This window comes from Microbacterium paludicola, assembly GCF_039529675.1.
Lineage (GTDB): Bacteria > Actinomycetota > Actinomycetes > Actinomycetales > Microbacteriaceae > Microbacterium > Microbacterium paludicola.
In genome coordinates this window covers 21,096-39,146 of the sequence record NZ_BAAANG010000027.1, presented here as the reverse complement: position 1 = coordinate 39,146, position 18,051 = coordinate 21,096, and the positions used below count along the sequence as shown (strand labels likewise).

The window sequence follows — 18,051 nt, the reverse complement described above, 5'->3', positions numbered from 1 at the left end:
CTGTACTATACTGGCCTCATGCCGCAAAGCCCGTTCGAGGACCGCTGGGAGCTCTCCCCCTCCCAGCAGGATCACGTGCGTGCGGTCAAGGAGGCCCTCGGCGAACTGGCCCGAGCCAAGGCGGGCATCGCGGCGGTGGAGGCAGCGCTTCACGCGCGGGCGCAGGAGATCGCGCTCGACATCCTGAACTCCATCCCGGGCGCGCCGTCCAAGTACGCGGTCCCGATCCGCTCGATGGCGGCGGATCTCGCGGCCGTCCAGCACGTGTCCGACACCACGATGCGCAACCGGATGGAAGACGCGACCGCGATGATCGAGCGCTTCCCGGCGACGTTCACGGCGCTGTGCGAGATGGGGATCTCCGCCGCCCACGCCGCCGTCGTCTGCGATGAGGGCGAGCGTCTGGCCGACGATGAGGTCCGCGCACGGTACGAGGGAATCGCGCTCCAGTTCGCCGACACGACGCCGGCAAAGCTGCGCCCGATCTGCCAGGCGGTCGCCGAGCGTCTCGAGCCGCAGACGATCTCCGAGCGCCACGAGCAGGCGAACGAGCGCCGCGGAATGTGGCTCACCCCCGAACGCGACGGCATGGCCCTGATCGAGCTTCTTGTGGATGCGGCTCTCGCCGAGGGAATCGACGACCGCACGATGGCTATCGCCCGCGAGGTGAAGTCAGGGCTCTCCGAGGAGGATGAGGATCCGCGCACGCTCGCGCAGATTCGCGCGGATGTCGTGACCGACATGCTGCTCACCGCGGCGCCGACCGCCCACGGAGACGGCCTGGACGCGATCCGCGCCGTCGTCCACGTGACGATTCCGGCTGAGGTCATCGCGGGCGCCGACGACCGCGCAGCGCACTCGCCTCGCGTGGGCGTCATGGCCCCGTCGACCGCGCGCTGCCTTGCCGGCAAGACGTACACGTGGGCGCGGCTGTTCCAGGACCCGAAGACCGGTGCCCTGACGGCGGTCGACTCCTACGTCCCGACGGCCGAGCAGCGCCGCTTCCTCACCGCGCGCGACGAGCACTGCCGCTTCCCGGGCTGCCGTCGCCCGGTGTACCGCTGCGACCTCGATCACACCGTTCCCTACTCCGAGGGCGGCGCCACGCACGTCGACAACCTCGGCGCCCTGTGCCGCGCGCACCACGTGCTCAAGCACAACTCGGCCTGGAGCGCGAGGAACCTCGGCCGCGGCCTCTACGAGTGGACGAGCCCGACCGGCCAGGTCCTCGACGAGTCCCCGCAGTCCGCGGTGCGCTTCATGGCCCTCGCCGCGGCCGACGAAGCCGCCGGCGCCGACCCACCACCCTTCTGACGTCAGGCGGCGGCTGCCGTCCCCGTCTCCGGAGTCCACTGCCAGGTCTGCCCGGCGTTGTCCCGGAAAGTCATGCGGTCGATCCGATACTTGTGCGCGGCCAGCAAGGGTTCGAGCTCGGTGCCGTCTTCGAGTTGCGCGCCGACATGCCATCCGGGACTACGCGGCTTGCCGGCCCACTTCTCCGCCTGTTCTGCCTCCGCCGCCGCCGAGAGCGACTCCACGAAGTAGGTGCCGGGAGGCACCACTGTCATCAGGAATGAACCGTCGCCTTTGCTCTTCGCGACCGAGTTTCCGGACGGATAGACCCGGACATCGAAGAACGGCGCGGGCGAAGTGTTCGAGACGATGACGCCCCACCGGCTCGGGACCTCACAGCTGACCCACCAACTGGCAAGCCCCGCCGCCTCATGGCGCGCGTGCTGGTCACGCTCGAAGTTCGACTGCTCCCGCGCATGCTCGAGCTGCCGAGCCTGCGTTTCGTACGTGCGCTTCGCGTACAGGCCCGCGTAGATCGCCGCGCCGACCGCGAGGGCGGTGGCGAGCGCTTCGACGACGGCCGCGGATGTGTCGAGCCAGTTCACGCGCAGAGGTTAGCGCAGCGACGTGACGTGGGCGTTGTCAGCAGAACCGAGTCGGGCAGAGCCATCCGGGCACGTTGAAGTCGTCATCGTCGTCAGTATCGACATGGACGTCGACGTCGGTCTCGCTCGGCGGAGCCGGCGCCGGGGCCGGCTCATCGCGGACACGCACGATGATCGCCTGCCCCATGGCGAGCGGCTCCCCAGCAGCGGGAATGGTGTCGACGACCAGCTCGCTGGTGCCGTACGGCTTGCGCCCCGTGCCCGGGTCATGCTCCGGGTGCCACTGGAACTCGACCAACTCCTCCACATCGTGGAGCACGCCCTCGTCTCCTGTGTGGTCGGAGGCCCGACTGTCGACGGGGATCGCCGGCATCGTGGGGTGGGCGAGGAACCACCGGTACTCCTCGTTCCGGAGGAAACCGACACGGACGGACACCGGATGCTCGAGCGGGATGCCGGCCTCCGGGGTCTGCTCCACCACAGTCCAGTTGCTCTCGGCCCAGACACTGCGTTCCTGGCCCGACTTGTCGTATTGCTCGCGCGGCCCCAGCCCAGTGCAGGATCAGCGAGCACCTCTTCCAGGGTCTTGCCGACGAACTCGGGCACGGTGAAGAGCTGCTCCGCTTCTTCGACGGGCGTCGCCTCTCCCACGAAGCACTCCGGATGAGATTCACGGAACATCGGCTCCGTCGCATCCGCGAGCAGGGCGGCGACGTGCTCGCACGCATCGGAGCGCTCATCCGCGGCCGCCGCTTCCGTCGAAGTCAGCGGCTCGGCAGTCGTGTCCGGTACGCCGCCGTCCTCCGCAGCAGGGAGGTGACGAGGATCGCGCTTCCGATGACCCCGAGGACGATGAGCCCGACGTTGGTCGATCCGACCGGCGTGCCGGCCCGGTGCGCCCGGACCGCCCTGTACACACCGATCGCGAGCGCCACCGGACTGAGAATGACCAGCAGCAGCGCCAGCAGGAGGTACCCGACGAACTTAATGAGGACGTTCACGGTAGAGGCTCAGTTCGCTGGTGAAGACGCGTCGATCACTTCGAACGGCGGCAATTCGCCGATAAGGCGCTGCGTCTCGAGGCTGACCGTGACGAGCGAGCGGATCAGGTCGACGACGTATCGCGGATTCTCGTGCTCGCGCAGCCAGGCGTTCGGGTCGTTCACGATGCCCGAGGCCTTGTCGACGCTCACCTTGTAGCGGTCGAGCACCCATTCGAGCGGGCTGCGGCCGCCGACCTTGTACTCGCTCTCCTCAAGCGGGATGCCCGTGATCGTGAGGTGTGCGTTGTACCGGATCGCCGTGTGGTCCTTGCGAGACACCCACGCGAGCTTGTCGATGCGATAGAGCTCGTACGGGTCGGCGGGCGGATCGATCGAGGTGATCTGCTCGCCGAGCTTGGCGGGCGCGACGCTCTCGTAGTCCACGTGCAGGTCGGCCAGCTCGCGACCGATGCGCGCATAATCGGCGAAGCCCTTCACGACCGGGATGCGCGGGAGCATCTTCTGCAGATCGGCGGCGAACGTCTCGCGGTACGTCGGGTGATGCAGCAGCGCGTAGACCGAGTAGAAGATCTCGTCCTTCGCCGCGGTGTCGTCCGCTGGCAGCGCCTCCCCTACGGCGGCGCGATAGCGGGCGAGCGTCGAGTCGGTGATGTTGTCCACGCGGCGGTATCCGTCGACGACCTCGCCGGAGCCTTGGGCGAGCGAGTCGAAGTCGATTGTGCCGGGGGCGTTGTCGATCAGCTCCCATGTGAACCGCGGGAAGACTTGAGACGACCAGGTGACGTTCAGGTCCGGAAGGTCACGAACGATGAGCGGAGGCGACGACTTGCGCCCGTCCGTGCTGACTGCGATCGCCAGATTCTGGTGGGCCGCGGTCGGCGCAAATCTACGCGCGACCCCAGGGCTATCGATTAGTGACGAGTCAAACCAGAGCGGTAACGCGAAGAACGGACGATAGCTGACCCGACGGACGGTTCCCGAATCCGAGGACAGCGCCTTAGAAGCCCGGCGGCGGCTTTCGAGGCTGCGAGACCATCCGATCCGCGCCGCGTCTATCGGGCGCTCGGGGTCAGCACAGAGAGCCTTGAACTCATCGATCAACCGCGCTACATGCGACCGCAGATCCGACGTGGAGAAGTTGTAAACCCAGGCGTCGCGATTGGTGGAGACGCCGAGCGCAAAATCCTGGAACAGGCCGGGGGTCGCCAACCTCCCCTTTGTCTTCTTGTCGCCAATCGACGGCCAAGTGCCGAATCGCTCGTCGCGCTGGTTGATCCAGTCGCCCGCATCGTTGGGAGTCACCAAACCATATGCGGTGCCTTCGATAGACCTCTCGACTACAAGGCTGTCGATCTTCTCCTCGCGGCTCAAATAATCACCGATGTCGGCGTAGTGGATGCGTGCGGGCCCGCTGTGCACGGGGTTCTTCACGAGGATCGTGATCGCGACGCCCGTCTGTGAGCCCTCACCGAACACGTTCCCCGCTTCCCGTTTGCGGGTCTCGCCCATATGGCGCGCGTTACCACGCAGGTTGTACACGATGATGTCCGAGAACTCCGAGCCCCAGGACTTGCGGACACCGTCGGCGGTGCCACCATCGACGAAACCGCTGTTCGACACGAACGCGATCACGCCACCCTCGGGTCGGAGGCGGTCGGTCGCCCAGCGCAGCGCGCGGTAGTAGGAGTCATACAGGTCGGCCTTGCGCGTCGCCGTCGACTGTTTCGCGTAGGTCGCCTCAATCCGGCCATCCACAATGGAGTACTTCGCGTTCTGCGCATTGTCGTTCGCCGACGCCTGATTCGACCGGTACGGCGGGTTCATCACGATCACGTCGATAGGCGTCGCGCGCTGCGCCTCCACGCGGGCGGTGTTCTCGGGGAAGACGCTCAAGGCCAGTTCGCTCGCGCGCTCGTCCATCGCGAAGGTGTCGGTCAGCGAGATGCCGGGGAAGCCATCATCCGGAAGCATCGTGCCCTCGGGAAGCTCCCCCGCCGCCACCGCCTGGTCCATGCACTCGCGGAAGACGCTCTCGATGTTGACCGCGGCGATGTAATAGCTCAGCAGCACGATCTCGTTCGCGAAGAGCTCGTGCTGGTACTTGCGGGCGAGATCCTGCGGCTTGATCAGGCCGGTCTGCGCCAGCCGGGTGAGGAACGTCCCGGTGCCGACGAAGGGCTCAAGGATGTTCACGCCCTCGTCGCTCAGGTGCTTGCCGAAATGCTGGGCGAGCGCGGCATCCGCCGAACGCAGGATGTAGTCGACGACCTCCACGGGCGTGAAGACGATGCCCATCGCGTCGGCGAGCTTCGGGAACGCCTTCGAGAAGAACTTGTCGTAGAGCGTGACGAGCATCCGCTGCTTCGCGGTGACCGAGTCGAGGCCGCGGATGCGGGAGGTGACGCTCGCGTAGAAGGCGTCGAGCGGCTCGCGCTCCTTCTCGAATGCGGCGTTCTCGTGGAACGTCTCGAGCACCCGCTCCATCGACACCGACACCGGGTTGTCGTTCGTGAACGAGCCCTCGGGGAACATCGCCTCGAACACCGGCTTGGTGATGAGGTGCTGCGCGAGCAGCTCGATGGCCTCGGCCTCGCCGATGCTCGGCGTCACCGTCGCGCGCAGCGCCTTGACGAACGCCTCGAACGGCGCACGGTCGTTGCCCTCGGCGTTGATGTGGGCCGTGATCAGCGCGATGAACCGCTGGGCGATCTGACCGATGTCGCCGGCCCAGTCGTCCCAGTACATGCGGTCGCCGACCTTGGCGACGAGCTTGGCGAAGACCGAGTCCTTCCAGGCCGCGGCGCTGTCGATGAGACCGGGAAGCATCGGCTGGACGTGCGTCGGCGAACCCGATCCGGTGCTCGGCTCTGTGTCCGTGGGCGGATCGGTCGGAGCCTCGAACGGGGAGTCCTTGCGCGGCTTCGGCTTGGTCAGGCTGACGCGCTCGATCAGCACCTGCTCGGGCAGGTTACCGGTGACTTGTGCCCGCTGGATCGCCGCATCCAGACGCTCGTCGTGCGCGCGCAGCGCCTGAAGCACCTGCCAGACGACCTTGTAGCGCTCGTTGTCGTTGAGCGCCTCCTCGGGCGAGATGCCGGCGGGGATCGCGATCGGCAGCACGATGTAGCCGAGGCGCTTGCCCTCGGCCCGGCGCATGACGCGGCCGACCGCCTGCACGACATCCACCTGGCTCTTGCGGGGACTGAGGAACAGCACCGCATCGAGGCTCGGCACGTCGACGCCCTCACTCAGGCAGCGCGCGTTGGTGAGCACGCGCGCGACCGGCTTGCCGAGCTCATCCTGCTCGGGCGCGGCCTTCAGCCAGTCGAGTCGCTCGCCGCGCTGCGTCGCGTTCATCGTGCCGTCGACGTGCATCGCCTGCACGGCGAGGTCATCGGTCGGGTCGTCGTTGAGGAGATTGCGGAGGTAGCCGTTGGCGAGCACCTCGAAGTCGTGCGCGACGTTCTCCGACGTCTTGATGTCCTTGGCGAACGCGACAGCGCGCCGCATGGGCGACATGTCCGACCCGAAGCCCTCGGCGACCTCGCCGGCGTTCCGCTTGGCGAGGGCGTTGTAGCAGCCGACCAGCTTCGCGATGTCGGTGATCTGCAGCTCATGTCCGCCGACCGAGAGATCCTTCTGGAGCCCCTCGATGATGTCGTCCTCGCTGATTCCGAGGACGACGACCTTGTAATCGGTGAGAAGCCCCTTGCTCACCGCCTCGTCGAAGCCGATGCGGTACAGCACCTCGCCGTACAGCCCCTCGTCGTCCATGGAGACGAGCTCGGCGTCCTTCTGCTTCGCCGCGTTCTTCACCTCGGGCGCGAAAATGCGCGGCGTCGCGGTCATATAGACGCGCTTGGTCGCCGCGATGAAGTCGTTGTCGTGGATCTTGACGAAGTGCGACTCATCCTCGTTCGTGAGGGTCACGCCCGTGGTGCGGTGCGCCTCGTCGCAGATGACGAGGTCGAACTCGTCACCGCGGATCCGCTGCGCCTCGGCGACCGCCTCGATCGACTGGTACGTCGAGAACACGACGGTGAGCCCGTCGTGCTGCTCATCGGTGTCGCCGAGCAGCTCGGCGAGACGCTTGCCGTTCGTGGTGGCGGGCGCGCCGAGGTCCTCCATCATCACGCTCGTGAGGTCGTCGTTCTTCCGGCGACCGATGTTGGTGTCGGATCCGACGGCGAACGCCCGGAAGCCGAGCTCGGGATCCTTCTCCCGCGACCATTCGTCGAGCGTCTGCTGCAGCAGGGCGAGCGACGGCACCATGAACAGCACGGTCGCCGCTCCGCCGGCCCGCTCCTCGGTCCACCGTTCGGCGAGCTTCAGGGCCGTGAAGGTCTTGCCCGTCCCGCAGGCCATGATCAGCTTGCCGCGGTCGGCTCCCCCATCGGCCGGGAGTCCCTCCATCACCGCACGGATCGCGTCGTGCTGATGCGCGCGCAGCGTCTTGCGCTCATGCAGCGCCGGAGCCGCCTCCGGCTTCAGCAGCTCGTAGCTCGACCAGTCGATCAGGCTGTGACGCAGATCCTCGCGGCCGATGCGGCGCACGGGCTTGCTGCGGTTCTTCAGCGCCTCGGCCGCGTTCGCCGACCAGTCTCCGACGGTCGTGTCGATCACGAGCCCTTCGGTGAACGGCTCCCTGCCGAGCGCCTCGAAGAACGAGTCGAGGTCGCCCTTCTGCATCTTGTGACCGGCGGCATAGAACTTCGCCTGCACGGCCAGCAGCCCGCCACCCTGGATCTCGGCGACGATGTCGATCCCGGTGTCGGGCAGCCCGTTGCGTCCCGGCCAGTCCTTCCAGAGCCACACGGCACCGAGCTGATCCGCCCACAGCGGCTCTGCTTTCAGGTAGTGCGCGACGAGCTGCTCGAAGTAATTGCCCTTCATCCGGACGCTGTCGGCCAGACGATCGAATTCCCCGAGCAGAGCTTCCAGCGGGAACTCGAGTTCGAGGTCGGACTGCTCGGCGGAGGGCGCAAAAGTCAAGGGCACGACATGACGGTACATGTACCCGGTGACTTTCACTCTGGCACGTCCCACCGGGCACATTCAGGCTGATTCGGTGCCCCGCGTCCCGTCCCCCGCAGCCGCCGTCATCGGCGAGAACATCCGGGGTGCGCGCGCCGCGAGGAACTGGACGCAGGATGAGCTCGCCGCGGCGACCGGCATCGACTCCTCGAACATCCGCGCCTATGAGACGGGGCGCTCGCTCACGAACCTGCACTCCCTGATCCGGCTCTCGGAGGCACTGGGCGCCGACCCCGGGACGCTCCTCGACGGCGTCACGTCGGAGATGTTCCTCACCCGCGCCGACGACGCCCGCCGTCGCGTGCACCGCGGACGCGCCGGCTCCGCGGCCTGACACGGCGCCGCGCCCGACGCCTGCCCGCGACCAGCGTGTGGGCGCCCACTAATAACCTGTCCCCATGGACCTTCTCGACGCCGTGACCTGGCCCGTGCAGACCGAGCGGCTGTCGATCCGCAGAGCGGTGGCCGGCGACGCCGAGGCCGTGTGGCGCTGGCGGCAGCTGCCCGAGGTCGGCGAGTGGATCACCCGCGCGCCCACCGACTACGACAGCTTCCACGAGCAGTTCATCGACCCCGCGCGTCTGGCCATCACGCTGATCGTCGAACTCGAGGGCGAGCCGATCGGCGACCTCATGCTCAAGATCGAGGACGGCTGGGCCCAGGCCGAGATCCTCGAGCAGGGAAAGGGCGTGCAGGCCGAGCTCGGCTGGACGCTCGACCCCGCGTTCCAGGGCCGCGGCTACGCGACCGAGGCGGTGCGCGGCGCGGTCGGCATCTGCTTCGGGCCCCTGGGCCTGCGCCGCGTGCACGCGGGCTGCTTCGCGGACAACGAGCCGTCGTGGCGGGTCATGGAGCGGCTCGGCATGCGCCGCGAGGAGCACAGCCGCAAGACCGGCCTCCACCGCTCCGGCGTGTGGATGGACGGCATGAACTATGGCCTGCTCGCCGAGGAGTGGGCCGGATGACCGCCGCACCGGCGTCCACCGCCCCGCTCGACGGCATCCTGGTCGCCGACTTCTCCCGCGTGCTCGCGGGTCCCCTGGCGAGCATGACCCTCGCCGACCTCGGCGCGCGCGTCGTCAAGGTCGAGCGCCCCGGCACCGGCGACGACACCCGCGCCTGGGGCCCGCCGTGGAGCCCGCACGCCGCCACGTACTTCGAGGGCGTCAACCGCAACAAGGAGTCCGTCGCGCTCGACCTGAAGGACCCGGCCGACCTCGACCGCGCGAAGCGGCTCGCGCAGCGCGCCGACGTCGTGATCGAGAACTTCCTCCCCGGCACGCTCGACCGCGTCGGCCTCGGCTACGACGACGTCGCCCGAGAGAACCCCGGCGTCGTCTACGTGTCCATCACCGGCTTCGGATCGACAGGCGGCGCGCAGCTTCCCGGCTACGACTTCGTGGTGCAGGCGATCGGCGGCCTGATGCACATCACGGGCGCGCCCGATGGCGACCCGATGAAGGTCGGCGTCGCCGTGGTCGACGTGCTCACCGGCAAGGACGCGGTCATCGGGGTCCTCGCCGCGCTGCGCCGCCGCGAGGCGACCGGCGAGGGGTCCCGCATCGAGGTCTCCCTCCTCAGCAGCCTGCAGGGAGCGCTCGCGAACCAGGCCTCCGCCCACCTCGGGGCCGGCGCCTCCCCCACCCGCATGGGGAACATGCACCCCTCCATCGCGCCGTACGAACTGCTCCAGTGCGCCGACGGCCCGTTCGCGATCGCGTGCGGCAACGACGCCCAGTTCCGGAAGCTCACCGAGGCGCTCGGGATCCCTGATGTCGCGCAGGATGAGCGGTTCCGCACGAACGCGGATCGCGTCGCACACCGCCCCGCCCTCCGCGACGCCCTCGAGACGGCTCTCGCCGCGGCGACCGCGGCCGAGTGGCAGGAGCGGCTGACCGCCATCGGCGTCCCGGCGGGGCAGGCAGGCGACATCGCCTCGGGCCTCGAGTACGCCGAGCGTTTCGGGCTGGAGCCGACCATCGAGGTGCACGCCGCGGACGGCGCCTCGCACGGCCGGCAGGTGCGGCATCCGGTGCTCTGGGACCCGCCCTTCGAGGCGCCGCGCCGCGCGGCGCCCGCCCTCGACGAGCAGGGCGACGCGATCCGGTCCTGGCTCGACCGCTGATCCCGCGCAACGGCCCACCCCGGGATATCGTGATCGGATGACCGGCCCCACCGACCTGCTCGACATCGACGACCTCCTCACCGACGAGGAACTCGCCACCCGTGAGGCCGTCCGCGGCTTCGTCGACGAACACATCCGCCCGAACATCGCCCAGTGGTACGACAAGGCGCACTTCCCGACGGAGATCATCCCCGAACTCGGCCGTCTCGGCCTGCTCGGCATGATCTACTCCGGCTACGGTTGCCCGGGACGCGGGGCCGTCGAGTACGGCCTGGCGGCGCTCGAGCTCGAGGCGGGCGACTCGGGCCTCCGCACCTTCGTGTCGGTGCAGGGCTCGCTCGCGATGTCCGCCATCTACAAGTTCGGCTCCGAGGAGCAGAAGAACGAGTACCTGCCGCGCATGGCGAAGGGCGAGCTCGTCGGCTGCTTCGGCCTCACCGAGCCGACCGCCGGATCCGACCCGGGGAGCATGAAGACCTTCGCGCGCCGCGACGGCGACGACTGGGTGATCGACGGCGCAAAGCGCTGGATCGGCCTGGCCTCCATCGCCGGCGTCGCCGTGATCTGGGCGATGACGGAGGAGGGCGTCCGCGGCTTCGTCGTGCCGACCGACACCCCCGGCTTCACTGCCACGCCGATCGAGCCGAAGATGTCGATGCGCGCGTCGATCCAGTGCGACATCACGCTCGACGGCCTGCGGCTTCCCGCCTCGGCGCAGCTGCCCGAGGCGCGGGGCCTCAAGGCGCCGTTCTCGTGCCTGAACGAGGCCCGCTACGGCATCGCGTGGGGCGTGCTCGGCGCCGCCCGCGACAGCTACGTCACCGCGCTCACGTACGCGCAGGAGCGGATCCAGTTCGGCCGCCCGATCGCGGGATTCCAGCTGACGCAGGCGAAGCTCGCCGACATGGCCGTGAAGATCACGCAGGGCCAGCTCATCGCCCTGCGCCTCGGCCGACTCAAGGAGCAGGGGAAGATCCAGCCGCACCACATCTCGGTGGGCAAGCTCGCGAACACGCGCGACGCCATCGCGATCGCCCGCGAGGCCCGCACGATCCTCGGCGGCAACGGCGTCTCGGCCGACTACTCGCCCCTGCGCCACGCGAACAACCTCGAGTCGGTGCGCACGTACGAGGGCACGGACGAGGTGCACACCCTTGTGCTCGGCCGCCACATCACGGGGCTCGAGGCGTTCCGCTGAGGCCGGTGGGTCATCTCGACTCGCTTCGCTCGCTCGATAACCGGGACCGGTTGCTGAGCGAGCGCCAGCGAGCCGAAGCGACCGTCGCCTGAGCCTCAGTACAGGTCGGGCCGGCGGTCCCTCAGGTACGGCTGCCCCTCGCCAACGAGGTCGGCGACGAGCAGGTCCTCGCCGTCGGCCGCGGCGAGCGCGAGCACGGCGCCATCCGGCCCGCAGATGGTGCTGAGCCCCGCGTACACCTGGTCTCCCTCGGCACCGCAGTAGTTCGCGTACGCCACCGCGACGCCGTTCTCGTACGCCCGGGCACGCACGAGCACGGTCGACACGAGCTCGTACGGCACCATGTTGGCGGTCGGCACGAGCACCGCGTGGGCACCGTCGACCGCGAGCGAACGCACCGCCTCGGGGAACTCCACGTCGTAGCAGATCAGCATCCCGACGCGCCGTCCGCGGAAGTCGAACGCCGTGGGGCGCTCCCCCGGCGCGAACCGGTCGCTGTCGAGCCCACCGAACAGGTGCGCCTTGCGGTGCGCGCCGACCGACCGGCCGTGGTCGACGAGCTGCGCCGCGTTGGCGATCCGCCCGTCCGGCAGCAGCTCCGGATAGCCGTACGCCACCGCCACGCCGGTGCGGCGCGTGATCCCCGCGACCGCCTCGAAGATCGGCCCGTCGGCCGGCTCTGCCAGTTCGGCCGTCAGCGAGGCGCCGATGTCGTACCCGGTGACGAACATCTCGGGAGTGACGAGCACATCCGCCCCGGCCTCCGCCGCGCGCGAGGCCGCATCCGCGAGCCGGGCGAGGTTGCCCGCCACGTCTCCGGGCGATGACGCGCACTGCCAGACGGCGACACGCAGCGGGCGGGGGTTCATCGGCCTACTCCGGCAGCGCCACGGGAGCGAGCTCGGCGAACCGGTCGCCCGGCCCGGGGTTCTCGGGCGACGAGGCGCCGCCGAAGTGGTGCATCACTCCCCACACCGCGTTCAGCGCCGTCTGCACGGCCCCCTCGGCCCAGGCCGGGGTGAACGACACGTCGTCGCCCGCGATGAAGATGCCGCGCTCGGCGTCGGGCGCCCCATCCTGCATGAAGTGCGTGTACATCCGGTGGTTGTAGCGGTAATGCCCGGGAAGCGCGCCCTTGAACGCCCCGAGGAAGTACGGATCGTCCTCCCACGTCACCGTGACCGGGTCGCCGACGATGTGGCTGCGGATGTCGACGTCCGGGTAGATCTTCGCCAGCGCGTTGAGCGCCAGGTCGACGCGCCGGTCGACCGAGTGCGGGAGCATCGTCAGCGAGTCGGACATCCACGAGTACGACAGGCAGATCACCGCGGGCTTTCCCGGCCCGTTGTCGAACAGGTAGGTGCCGCGCGTGAGGCGGTCGGTGAGCGTCATGCTCATCACATCGCGGCCGGTCGCGGGGTCGGTCCGCTTCCAGAACGGCTCGTCCACCATCACGAAGGTCTTCGTCGACTGCATGTAGCGCGTGCGGTCGAGCGCCATCCACATGTCCTGCGAGAACAGGCTCTCGTCGCAGTCGATCTCGGTCGTCAGCAGCCAGCTCTGGCACGTCGCGACGACCGCATCGTGGCGGCGGGTGGTGCCCCAGCGGTCCCGGACGTCGAACGCCTCGCCGTCCGCGGAGCGACAGATCGCGGATGCCGCCGGCAGCGTCGCCCCGCCATGGAGCGCGGCGAGCGTCGTCCCCTCGGGCCATGGGCTTCCCGGCCGCACCGGGAGGTCCCACAGCCCGCGCGGAAGCTGCTCGACGCCGCCCTCGATCAGGCGCTGGTCGGTGTCGCACTCGAGCACCGCGACGCGCAGGATCTCGAGCATCGAGTTGGGGAAGTCGGAGTCCCAGCCGCCCGTGCCGAAACCGACCTGACCGAAGGCCTCGCGGTGCCGGAACGACAGCTTCGAGAACGCCTTCGAGCTGGCGATGAAGTCATAGAAGGTCCGGTCGTCCCAGGTGCGGACGAGCTCGTCCCACTGGCGCTTCAGCCCGGCGGCGTCGCGGCGGCGGATGGCATCCTGAAGCCCGGTGAAGCCGATCTCCTCGAGCGCGGCATCCCACGCGTCCGACACCTCGCGGTAGAACTCCGGCAGGTCATCGAGCGTGCGCGCGTAGTGCGTCTCGCCCCACAGGTCGATGACCGTGCTGCCGGCCGCCTCGGTGAGAGGGTTGGGGAACGGCCGGTGCCTGAGGCCCAGCCGGTCGGCGTAGTGGAAGAAGGCGGCGCCCGAGCGGGGGAACCGCATGCCGCCGAGCTCGGCGACCGCGCCGTCGCCGCCCTCGAACCGGTGCGTGCGCAGGCGCCCGCCGATCCGCGTGGGCTCGTAGATGACGGGCTTGAGGCCCAGGCTCATCAGCTCGTACGCCGACACCATCCCGGCCAGGCCCGCGCCGACGATCGCGACCTCGCGGCCGTGCGCCTGCTCGGGGATCGCGCCGAGGCCCGCCCGGTGCGAGATCCAGTCGTCGAACGGGAACGGGAAGTCGGGCCCGAACATCGTCACACCGGCGGCTTCGCCAGGGCCCGTGAGGAAGCCCTCCTCGGCGGACGGCTCGTCGGTGGTCGGTTCGGCAGCGGCGCTCATCGGCTCATCGTAACCACGGCTCGCCCGCTCATCGCGAGCCCCCGAACCCCGGCCGCGTCCGGCCCTCTAGGCTGACCGCATGCGCCGTGCCCAGCGACCGAAGGGAGACGAAGTGTCGTCCAAGGATCAGGAGCAGGACCTCGCCCCCGCCGACTGGACGGCGTCGTCGAAGCGGGCAGCGCTCATCTTCAACCCCGTCAAGGTCGACGGACCGGCGCTCTGCGCGCTGGTCGAGCGGCACTCGGCCGAGGCAGGATGGCAGCCGCCGCTGCTGCTCGAGACGTCGGTCGAGGACCCCGGCCAGGCGACCACCCGCCAGGCGCTCGACGAGAACGTGGATGCCGTGCTCGTCGCCGGCGGCGACGGCACCGTCCGCGCCGTGTCGGAGGCGATCCGCGGATCCGGCGTCCCCCTCACGATCGTCCCGAGCGGGACGGGCAACCTGCTCGCCCGCAACCTGCGCCTGCCGCTCGACCGCCAGGAGGACGCGGTCGCCGGCGCCTTCGACGGCGACACCGTGGAGGTCGACATCTGCGTCGCGGCCATCCGCCGCCCCGACGGCCACGTCGAGGAGCACGCGTTCGTCGTGATGGCGGGGATGGGCCTGGATGCCGCGATGATCGCGAACACCAAGCCCGAGCTGAAGAAGTCGGTCGGCTGGGTCGCGTACGTCGACGGCGCCGCCCGCTCCCTCGCGGGTGCGGAGCCGTTCCGCATCACGTTCGAGGTCGTGAAGAACCCGATCCGCCGCGGTCAGACCCAGGCGATCCCGACGTCGGCCCGCCTGCACACGGCGAAGGTGCAGAGCATCCTGTTCGCGAACTGCGGCGAGCTGCCGGGCGGCATCTCGCTGATCCCCGACGGGTCGGTGCTCGACGGCGAGCTCGACGTCGCGCTGATGCAGCCGACGGGCCCCTTCGGGTGGCTCGGCGTGTGGCGCAAGGTGTGGTGGGACAACTCCGTGCTGCGGCGCACACGCGCGGGCCGGGCGGTGCTCGAGCGCCGTGGCCGTGACGCGTCGGTGCGCTACCTGCGCGGCATCGCGGCAGAGGCGGCGACGCCGATGCCGCAGGAGGTGCAGCTCGACGGCGACGAGTTCGGCGAGGCGACCCGCGTGTCGTGCCGCATCGAGAAGGGCAACCTGCTCGTCAACGTGCCCAAGGGCCACGACGTGCGCGCGAAGCAGCCGAAGGCCGACGTCCAGGCCGCGACCGGCGCGGCTACTGCAGAGCGCTCGTGAGCCGCGCGAGGTTGTCGAGCACGGTCGAGCGCAGCGGCTGCTGGAGCCACTCGTCGAGCGTGAGCTCGCGGCTCAGGTCGCGGTACTCGGCCTCGACCTCGCGCATCTGCTGCACGAACTCCTCGCCGCGCACGAGCAGCGTGATCTCGAGGTTCAGACCGAACGAGCGCATGTCCATGTTGCTCGAGCCGATCACGGCGACCTCGTCGTCGATCGTCACACCCTTGGTGTGGAGGATGTACGGCTTCGGGTAGAGCCAGATGCGCACGCCGGCGCGCAGCAGCGCCTCGTAGTAGCTGCGCTGCGCGTGGTAGACGACGGCCTGGTCGCCCTCCTCCGACACGAACAGCTCGACCTGCAGGCCGCGCTTTGTGGCCGCCGTGATGGCGAGCAGCAGGGCCTCGTCCGGCACGAAGTAGGGGCTGATCATGATGACGCGCTTCTGTGCCGCGTACAGCAGCCCGAGGAACAGCCGCAGGTTGTTCTCGACCTCGAACCCGGGCCCCGACGGCACGATCTGGCAGTCGAGGTCGCCCGACCCCGCTTCCATCTTCTTGAGGTCGATTCCCTCGGGCACCTCGCTCGCCTCGCTGAACCAATCGGACAGGAAGACGGCGTTCACGCTCGAGACGATCGGCCCGTCGAGGCGCACCATCAGGTCGACCCACTGCAGCCCGCGGCGGATGTTCGCACGCAGGTTGTAGCTGGCCGCGGTGATGTTCTGCGAACCCAGGAACGCGACGTCGCCGTCGACGACCAGGATCTTCCGGTGGTTGCGCAGGTCGGGGCGCTGCCACTTTCCGCGCAGCGGCTGGATCGGCAGCGCGAAGCGCCACTCGGCACCCATCGCGTCGAGGCGCTTCAGCGTGCGGCGGTGGTAGGGCTTCGAGAGGTTCGCCCAGTGATCGATGAGCACCCGCACCGGGATGCCGCGCTCGCGCACCTCCTCGAGCGCGCGGAAGAAGTCATCCGTGGTCTCGTCGGACTTGAAGATGTAGAACTCGACGTGCACGTACTCGCGCGCGCTGCGGATGGCGGCGGCCATCTCGGCGAGGCTCTCGTCGTAGTCGCGGATCAGGCGCGCGCCGTTGTCTCCCGTGAGCGGCATGGCGCCGAGCTCGCGGTTCATGCGAACGAGCGAGGTGAACCACGCCGGCTCGTTGGGGCGCAGGCTGCCGCGCTCGAGGTACTCGCGCGCCTCGTGGATGTACTCGTTGATCTGCTGCTGCCGCCGCCTTCGGTGCCGCGGCAGGCGCGGGTTGCCGATCAGCAGGAACAGCAGCAGGCCGGGGATGGGCAGGAAGAAGATCGCCAGCAGCCACGCCATCCCTGCCGTGGGGCGGCGGTTGCGCGGGACGATGATGACCGCGACGACGCGGATCGTGAGGTCGATGACCGTGACGGCGATCAGCGACCACGACGGATCCAGGAACAGGTCCAAAGACACCCCTCTCGCGCGGTCGTCCCCAGCGTATCGGGGGCGTCGGACGCGGCCGGCTCAGACGCGGCCGGGCGTCATTCCGCGGCGTCGCGGGGCGGGAGACCGCGCTTCGCGCGCTCCTCGGCCTCGATGCGCGCGTAGGCGCGACGCTCGGTGCGGTCGAAGCGCAGGATGCTGCGCAGCACGTACCAGAAGATCACGCAGATGACGACGGTCGGCAGGAGCGACCACACCACTGCCAGCCAGTATTCGTCCACACCTCAATGGTACGGCCGTCGGCTGTGTACAACCGCCGGATGACTCGTGCACAGGGGCATGAATGCCCTGTTCCCCTCCTTCACCCTGGGCCGGCCGGCGGGCCGCGGACAGGCTCGACGCATGACCTTGCAGCCCTCCGCTCCCAGCCCCGTGATCGTCCGTGCGGGCGACAGCGCTGAGTTCCTCTCGCTCATCCCGCATCTCGCGGGATGCCACCCGCGCGACAGCGTGGTGCTCGTTCCCTTCGCCGACAAGCGCACGCGCGGCGCGCTGCGCGTCGACCTGCCGGGCGCCGACGAGCCAGACCCGGCCGAACTCGCCGCGAGCTTCATCGGCTTGTTCACGCGTGTCCGCCACGCGAACCGGATCGCGATCGTCGTCTACACCGACGACGGCTACCGCGACGAGCGGGGAAGGATCGCGCGCGCCGCATTCGTCGAGGCCCTCGTGCGGTGCGCCGAGGCGGCCGACTATGCCGTCGTCGATGCCCTGTGCGTCGCGGCCGATGCGTGGGGGTCGTACCTCGAGCCGGACGGCCCGTACTCGGGGAGCCCGCTCGACCTGATCCGCCCCGAGGACCTCGACTTCGGCGACGGTGCGCCGCTCGCCGACCAGCACGCCGGCCTCGAGCTGCCCCCGAGCGACGCGGACGAACGGGATCGCGTCGCGCAGGCGATCCGCGCGCTGACCCTGAACCCCGCGGATCCGGAACTCATCCTGGCCTTCGAGGACGCCGTGACGAGCGACGCGGAGCTCTCCGCGGAGGCGCTCGCACTGCTGGTCCTCGCGCTCGAGCGTCCGGCGGCCCGCGACATCGCGCTCAGCCAGTGGTGCGGCGACCTCGCGGAGGGAAGGGAGGTCCAGCAGTTCAACGTGTCCTGGCTGGAGGGGACGGCGTCCGACTTCCGCGGTCCGCTCCGTCTTGCCGGCGAGGGGCCGCGACCCGACCCCGAGCGACTGCGCCGCGCGCTCGAGGTCACCAAGAAGGTCGCCTCGGTCGCGCCGCCGCGCCTGCGCACCGGCGTGCTCGCCTCGGCCGCGTGGCTGTGCTGGGCGCTCGGATCGTCGACGCACGCCGCGCACTACGTGCGGCTCGCGCAGGAGATCAACTCCGCCCACGGCCTCGCCAACATCGTCGCGACGATGATCCGGCACGCGCACCTGCCGTCCTGGGCGCTCGACCGGGCGATCCCCGGCCCGCCCCCGAAGAACCGCGACGAGCGGCGCCGGTGGGTGAAGTCGCGGCGGTAGAGGGCGG

At 69.5% G+C, this 18,051-nt stretch carries 15 protein-coding genes; 7 read left to right on the top strand and 8 right to left on the bottom strand.

From position 1 onward, the window contains the following. The first annotated feature begins 18 nt into the window (after nucleotides 1-18). Nucleotides 19-1,314, top strand: a complete 1,296-nt coding sequence (locus ABD161_RS12430) for an HNH endonuclease signature motif containing protein (RefSeq protein ID WP_344003379.1) — start codon at nucleotides 19-21, stop codon at nucleotides 1,312-1,314. A gap of 2 nt (nucleotides 1,315-1,316) precedes the next feature. Here the strand turns inward: ABD161_RS12430 and ABD161_RS12425 are convergent, their stop codons facing one another. The 4 genes from ABD161_RS12425 to ABD161_RS12410 form a co-directional block, all read right to left on the bottom strand. Beyond that, complete coding sequence (locus tag ABD161_RS12425; protein ID WP_344003376.1) at nucleotides 1,317-1,898, bottom strand: hypothetical protein; 582 nt, start codon at nucleotides 1,896-1,898, stop codon at nucleotides 1,317-1,319. A gap of 37 nt (nucleotides 1,899-1,935) precedes the next feature. Then, on the bottom strand, nucleotides 1,936-2,379 hold the full coding sequence (locus ABD161_RS12420; protein WP_344003373.1) for a hypothetical protein: 444 nt from the start codon (nucleotides 2,377-2,379) through the stop codon (nucleotides 1,936-1,938). Between the two features lie 283 nt (nucleotides 2,380-2,662). After that, complete coding sequence (locus ABD161_RS12415; protein WP_344003370.1) at nucleotides 2,663-2,899, bottom strand: hypothetical protein; 237 nt, start codon at nucleotides 2,897-2,899, stop codon at nucleotides 2,663-2,665. A 9-nt stretch (nucleotides 2,900-2,908) separates the two neighbouring features. Further along, nucleotides 2,909-7,900: a type ISP restriction/modification enzyme gene (locus ABD161_RS12410; RefSeq protein WP_344003367.1), complete on the bottom strand. Its 4,992-nt coding sequence runs from the start codon at nucleotides 7,898-7,900 to the stop codon at nucleotides 2,909-2,911. 70 nt (nucleotides 7,901-7,970) lie between these two features. On the opposite strand from ABD161_RS12410, the gene ABD161_RS12405 reads away from it, so the two are divergent. The 4 genes from ABD161_RS12405 (at nucleotide 7,971) to ABD161_RS12390 (ending at nucleotide 11,259) form a co-directional block, all read left to right on the top strand. Further along, the gene (locus tag ABD161_RS12405) at nucleotides 7,971-8,270 is read left to right on the top strand and encodes a helix-turn-helix domain-containing protein (RefSeq protein ID WP_344003364.1); all 300 of its coding nucleotides are present in this window, start codon (nucleotides 7,971-7,973) and stop codon (nucleotides 8,268-8,270) included. Between the two features lie 64 nt (nucleotides 8,271-8,334). Further along, nucleotides 8,335-8,901 (top strand): GNAT family N-acetyltransferase, encoded by a 567-nt coding sequence (locus ABD161_RS12400; protein WP_344003361.1) that lies wholly within the window; start codon nucleotides 8,335-8,337, stop codon nucleotides 8,899-8,901. Next, nucleotides 8,898-10,061 (top strand): CaiB/BaiF CoA transferase family protein, encoded by a 1,164-nt coding sequence (locus ABD161_RS12395; protein ID WP_344003358.1) that lies wholly within the window; start codon nucleotides 8,898-8,900, stop codon nucleotides 10,059-10,061. Before ABD161_RS12400 ends, ABD161_RS12395 begins: the two co-directional genes overlap by 4 nt. A gap of 37 nt (nucleotides 10,062-10,098) precedes the next feature. Then, the gene (locus tag ABD161_RS12390; RefSeq protein WP_344003355.1) at nucleotides 10,099-11,259 is read left to right on the top strand and encodes an acyl-CoA dehydrogenase family protein; all 1,161 of its coding nucleotides are present in this window, start codon (nucleotides 10,099-10,101) and stop codon (nucleotides 11,257-11,259) included. A gap of 95 nt (nucleotides 11,260-11,354) precedes the next feature. Here the strand turns inward: ABD161_RS12390 and ABD161_RS12385 are convergent, their stop codons facing one another. After that, on the bottom strand, nucleotides 11,355-12,128 hold the full coding sequence (locus tag ABD161_RS12385) for a carbon-nitrogen hydrolase family protein (RefSeq protein WP_344003352.1): 774 nt from the start codon (nucleotides 12,126-12,128) through the stop codon (nucleotides 11,355-11,357). Nucleotides 12,129-12,132: 4 nt separating this feature from the next. Continuing rightward, the gene (locus tag ABD161_RS12380) at nucleotides 12,133-13,854 is read right to left on the bottom strand and encodes a flavin monoamine oxidase family protein (RefSeq protein ID WP_344003349.1); all 1,722 of its coding nucleotides are present in this window, start codon (nucleotides 13,852-13,854) and stop codon (nucleotides 12,133-12,135) included. Between the two features lie 79 nt (nucleotides 13,855-13,933). Here ABD161_RS12380 and ABD161_RS12375 point away from each other — a divergent pair, with 79 nt between their 5' ends. Beyond that, complete coding sequence (locus tag ABD161_RS12375; protein ID WP_344003346.1) at nucleotides 13,934-15,094, top strand: diacylglycerol/lipid kinase family protein; 1,161 nt, start codon at nucleotides 13,934-13,936, stop codon at nucleotides 15,092-15,094. Here ABD161_RS12375 and cls read toward each other — a convergent pair. Together cls and ABD161_RS12365 are read right to left on the bottom strand one after the other, a co-directional pair. Continuing rightward, complete coding sequence (cls, locus tag ABD161_RS12370; protein ID WP_425560898.1) at nucleotides 15,075-16,529, bottom strand: cardiolipin synthase; 1,455 nt, start codon at nucleotides 16,527-16,529, stop codon at nucleotides 15,075-15,077. The two genes, ABD161_RS12375 and cls, sit on opposite strands and share 20 nt — an antisense overlap. 80 nt (nucleotides 16,530-16,609) lie before the next feature. Then, a complete protein-coding gene (locus ABD161_RS12365; RefSeq protein WP_135114057.1) occupies nucleotides 16,610-16,792 on the bottom strand; it encodes a hypothetical protein in 183 nt (60 codons plus the stop codon). A gap of 121 nt (nucleotides 16,793-16,913) precedes the next feature. Here ABD161_RS12365 and ABD161_RS12360 point away from each other — a divergent pair, with 121 nt between their 5' ends. Continuing rightward, the gene (locus tag ABD161_RS12360; protein ID WP_344003339.1) at nucleotides 16,914-18,044 is read left to right on the top strand and encodes a DUF4192 family protein; all 1,131 of its coding nucleotides are present in this window, start codon (nucleotides 16,914-16,916) and stop codon (nucleotides 18,042-18,044) included. Nucleotides 18,045-18,051: the final 7 nt, after the last annotated feature.

Coding starts and splice junctions, on each gene's coding strand:
- ABD161_RS12400 (WP_344003361.1), top strand. CDS start 8,335: ATGGACCTTCTCGACGCCGTGACCTGGCCCGTGCAGACCGAGCGGCTG.
- ABD161_RS12385 (WP_344003352.1), bottom strand. CDS start 12,128: ATGAACCCCCGCCCGCTGCGTGTCGCCGTCTGGCAGTGCGCGTCATCG.
- ABD161_RS12395 (WP_344003358.1), top strand. CDS start 8,898: ATGACCGCCGCACCGGCGTCCACCGCCCCGCTCGACGGCATCCTGGTC.
- ABD161_RS12390 (WP_344003355.1), top strand. CDS start 10,099: ATGACCGGCCCCACCGACCTGCTCGACATCGACGACCTCCTCACCGAC.
- ABD161_RS12380 (WP_344003349.1), bottom strand. CDS start 13,854: ATGAGCGCCGCTGCCGAACCGACCACCGACGAGCCGTCCGCCGAGGAG.
- ABD161_RS12375 (WP_344003346.1), top strand. CDS start 13,934: ATGCGCCGTGCCCAGCGACCGAAGGGAGACGAAGTGTCGTCCAAGGAT.
- ABD161_RS12360 (WP_344003339.1), top strand. CDS start 16,914: ATGACCTTGCAGCCCTCCGCTCCCAGCCCCGTGATCGTCCGTGCGGGC.
- ABD161_RS12430 (WP_344003379.1), top strand. CDS start 19: ATGCCGCAAAGCCCGTTCGAGGACCGCTGGGAGCTCTCCCCCTCCCAG.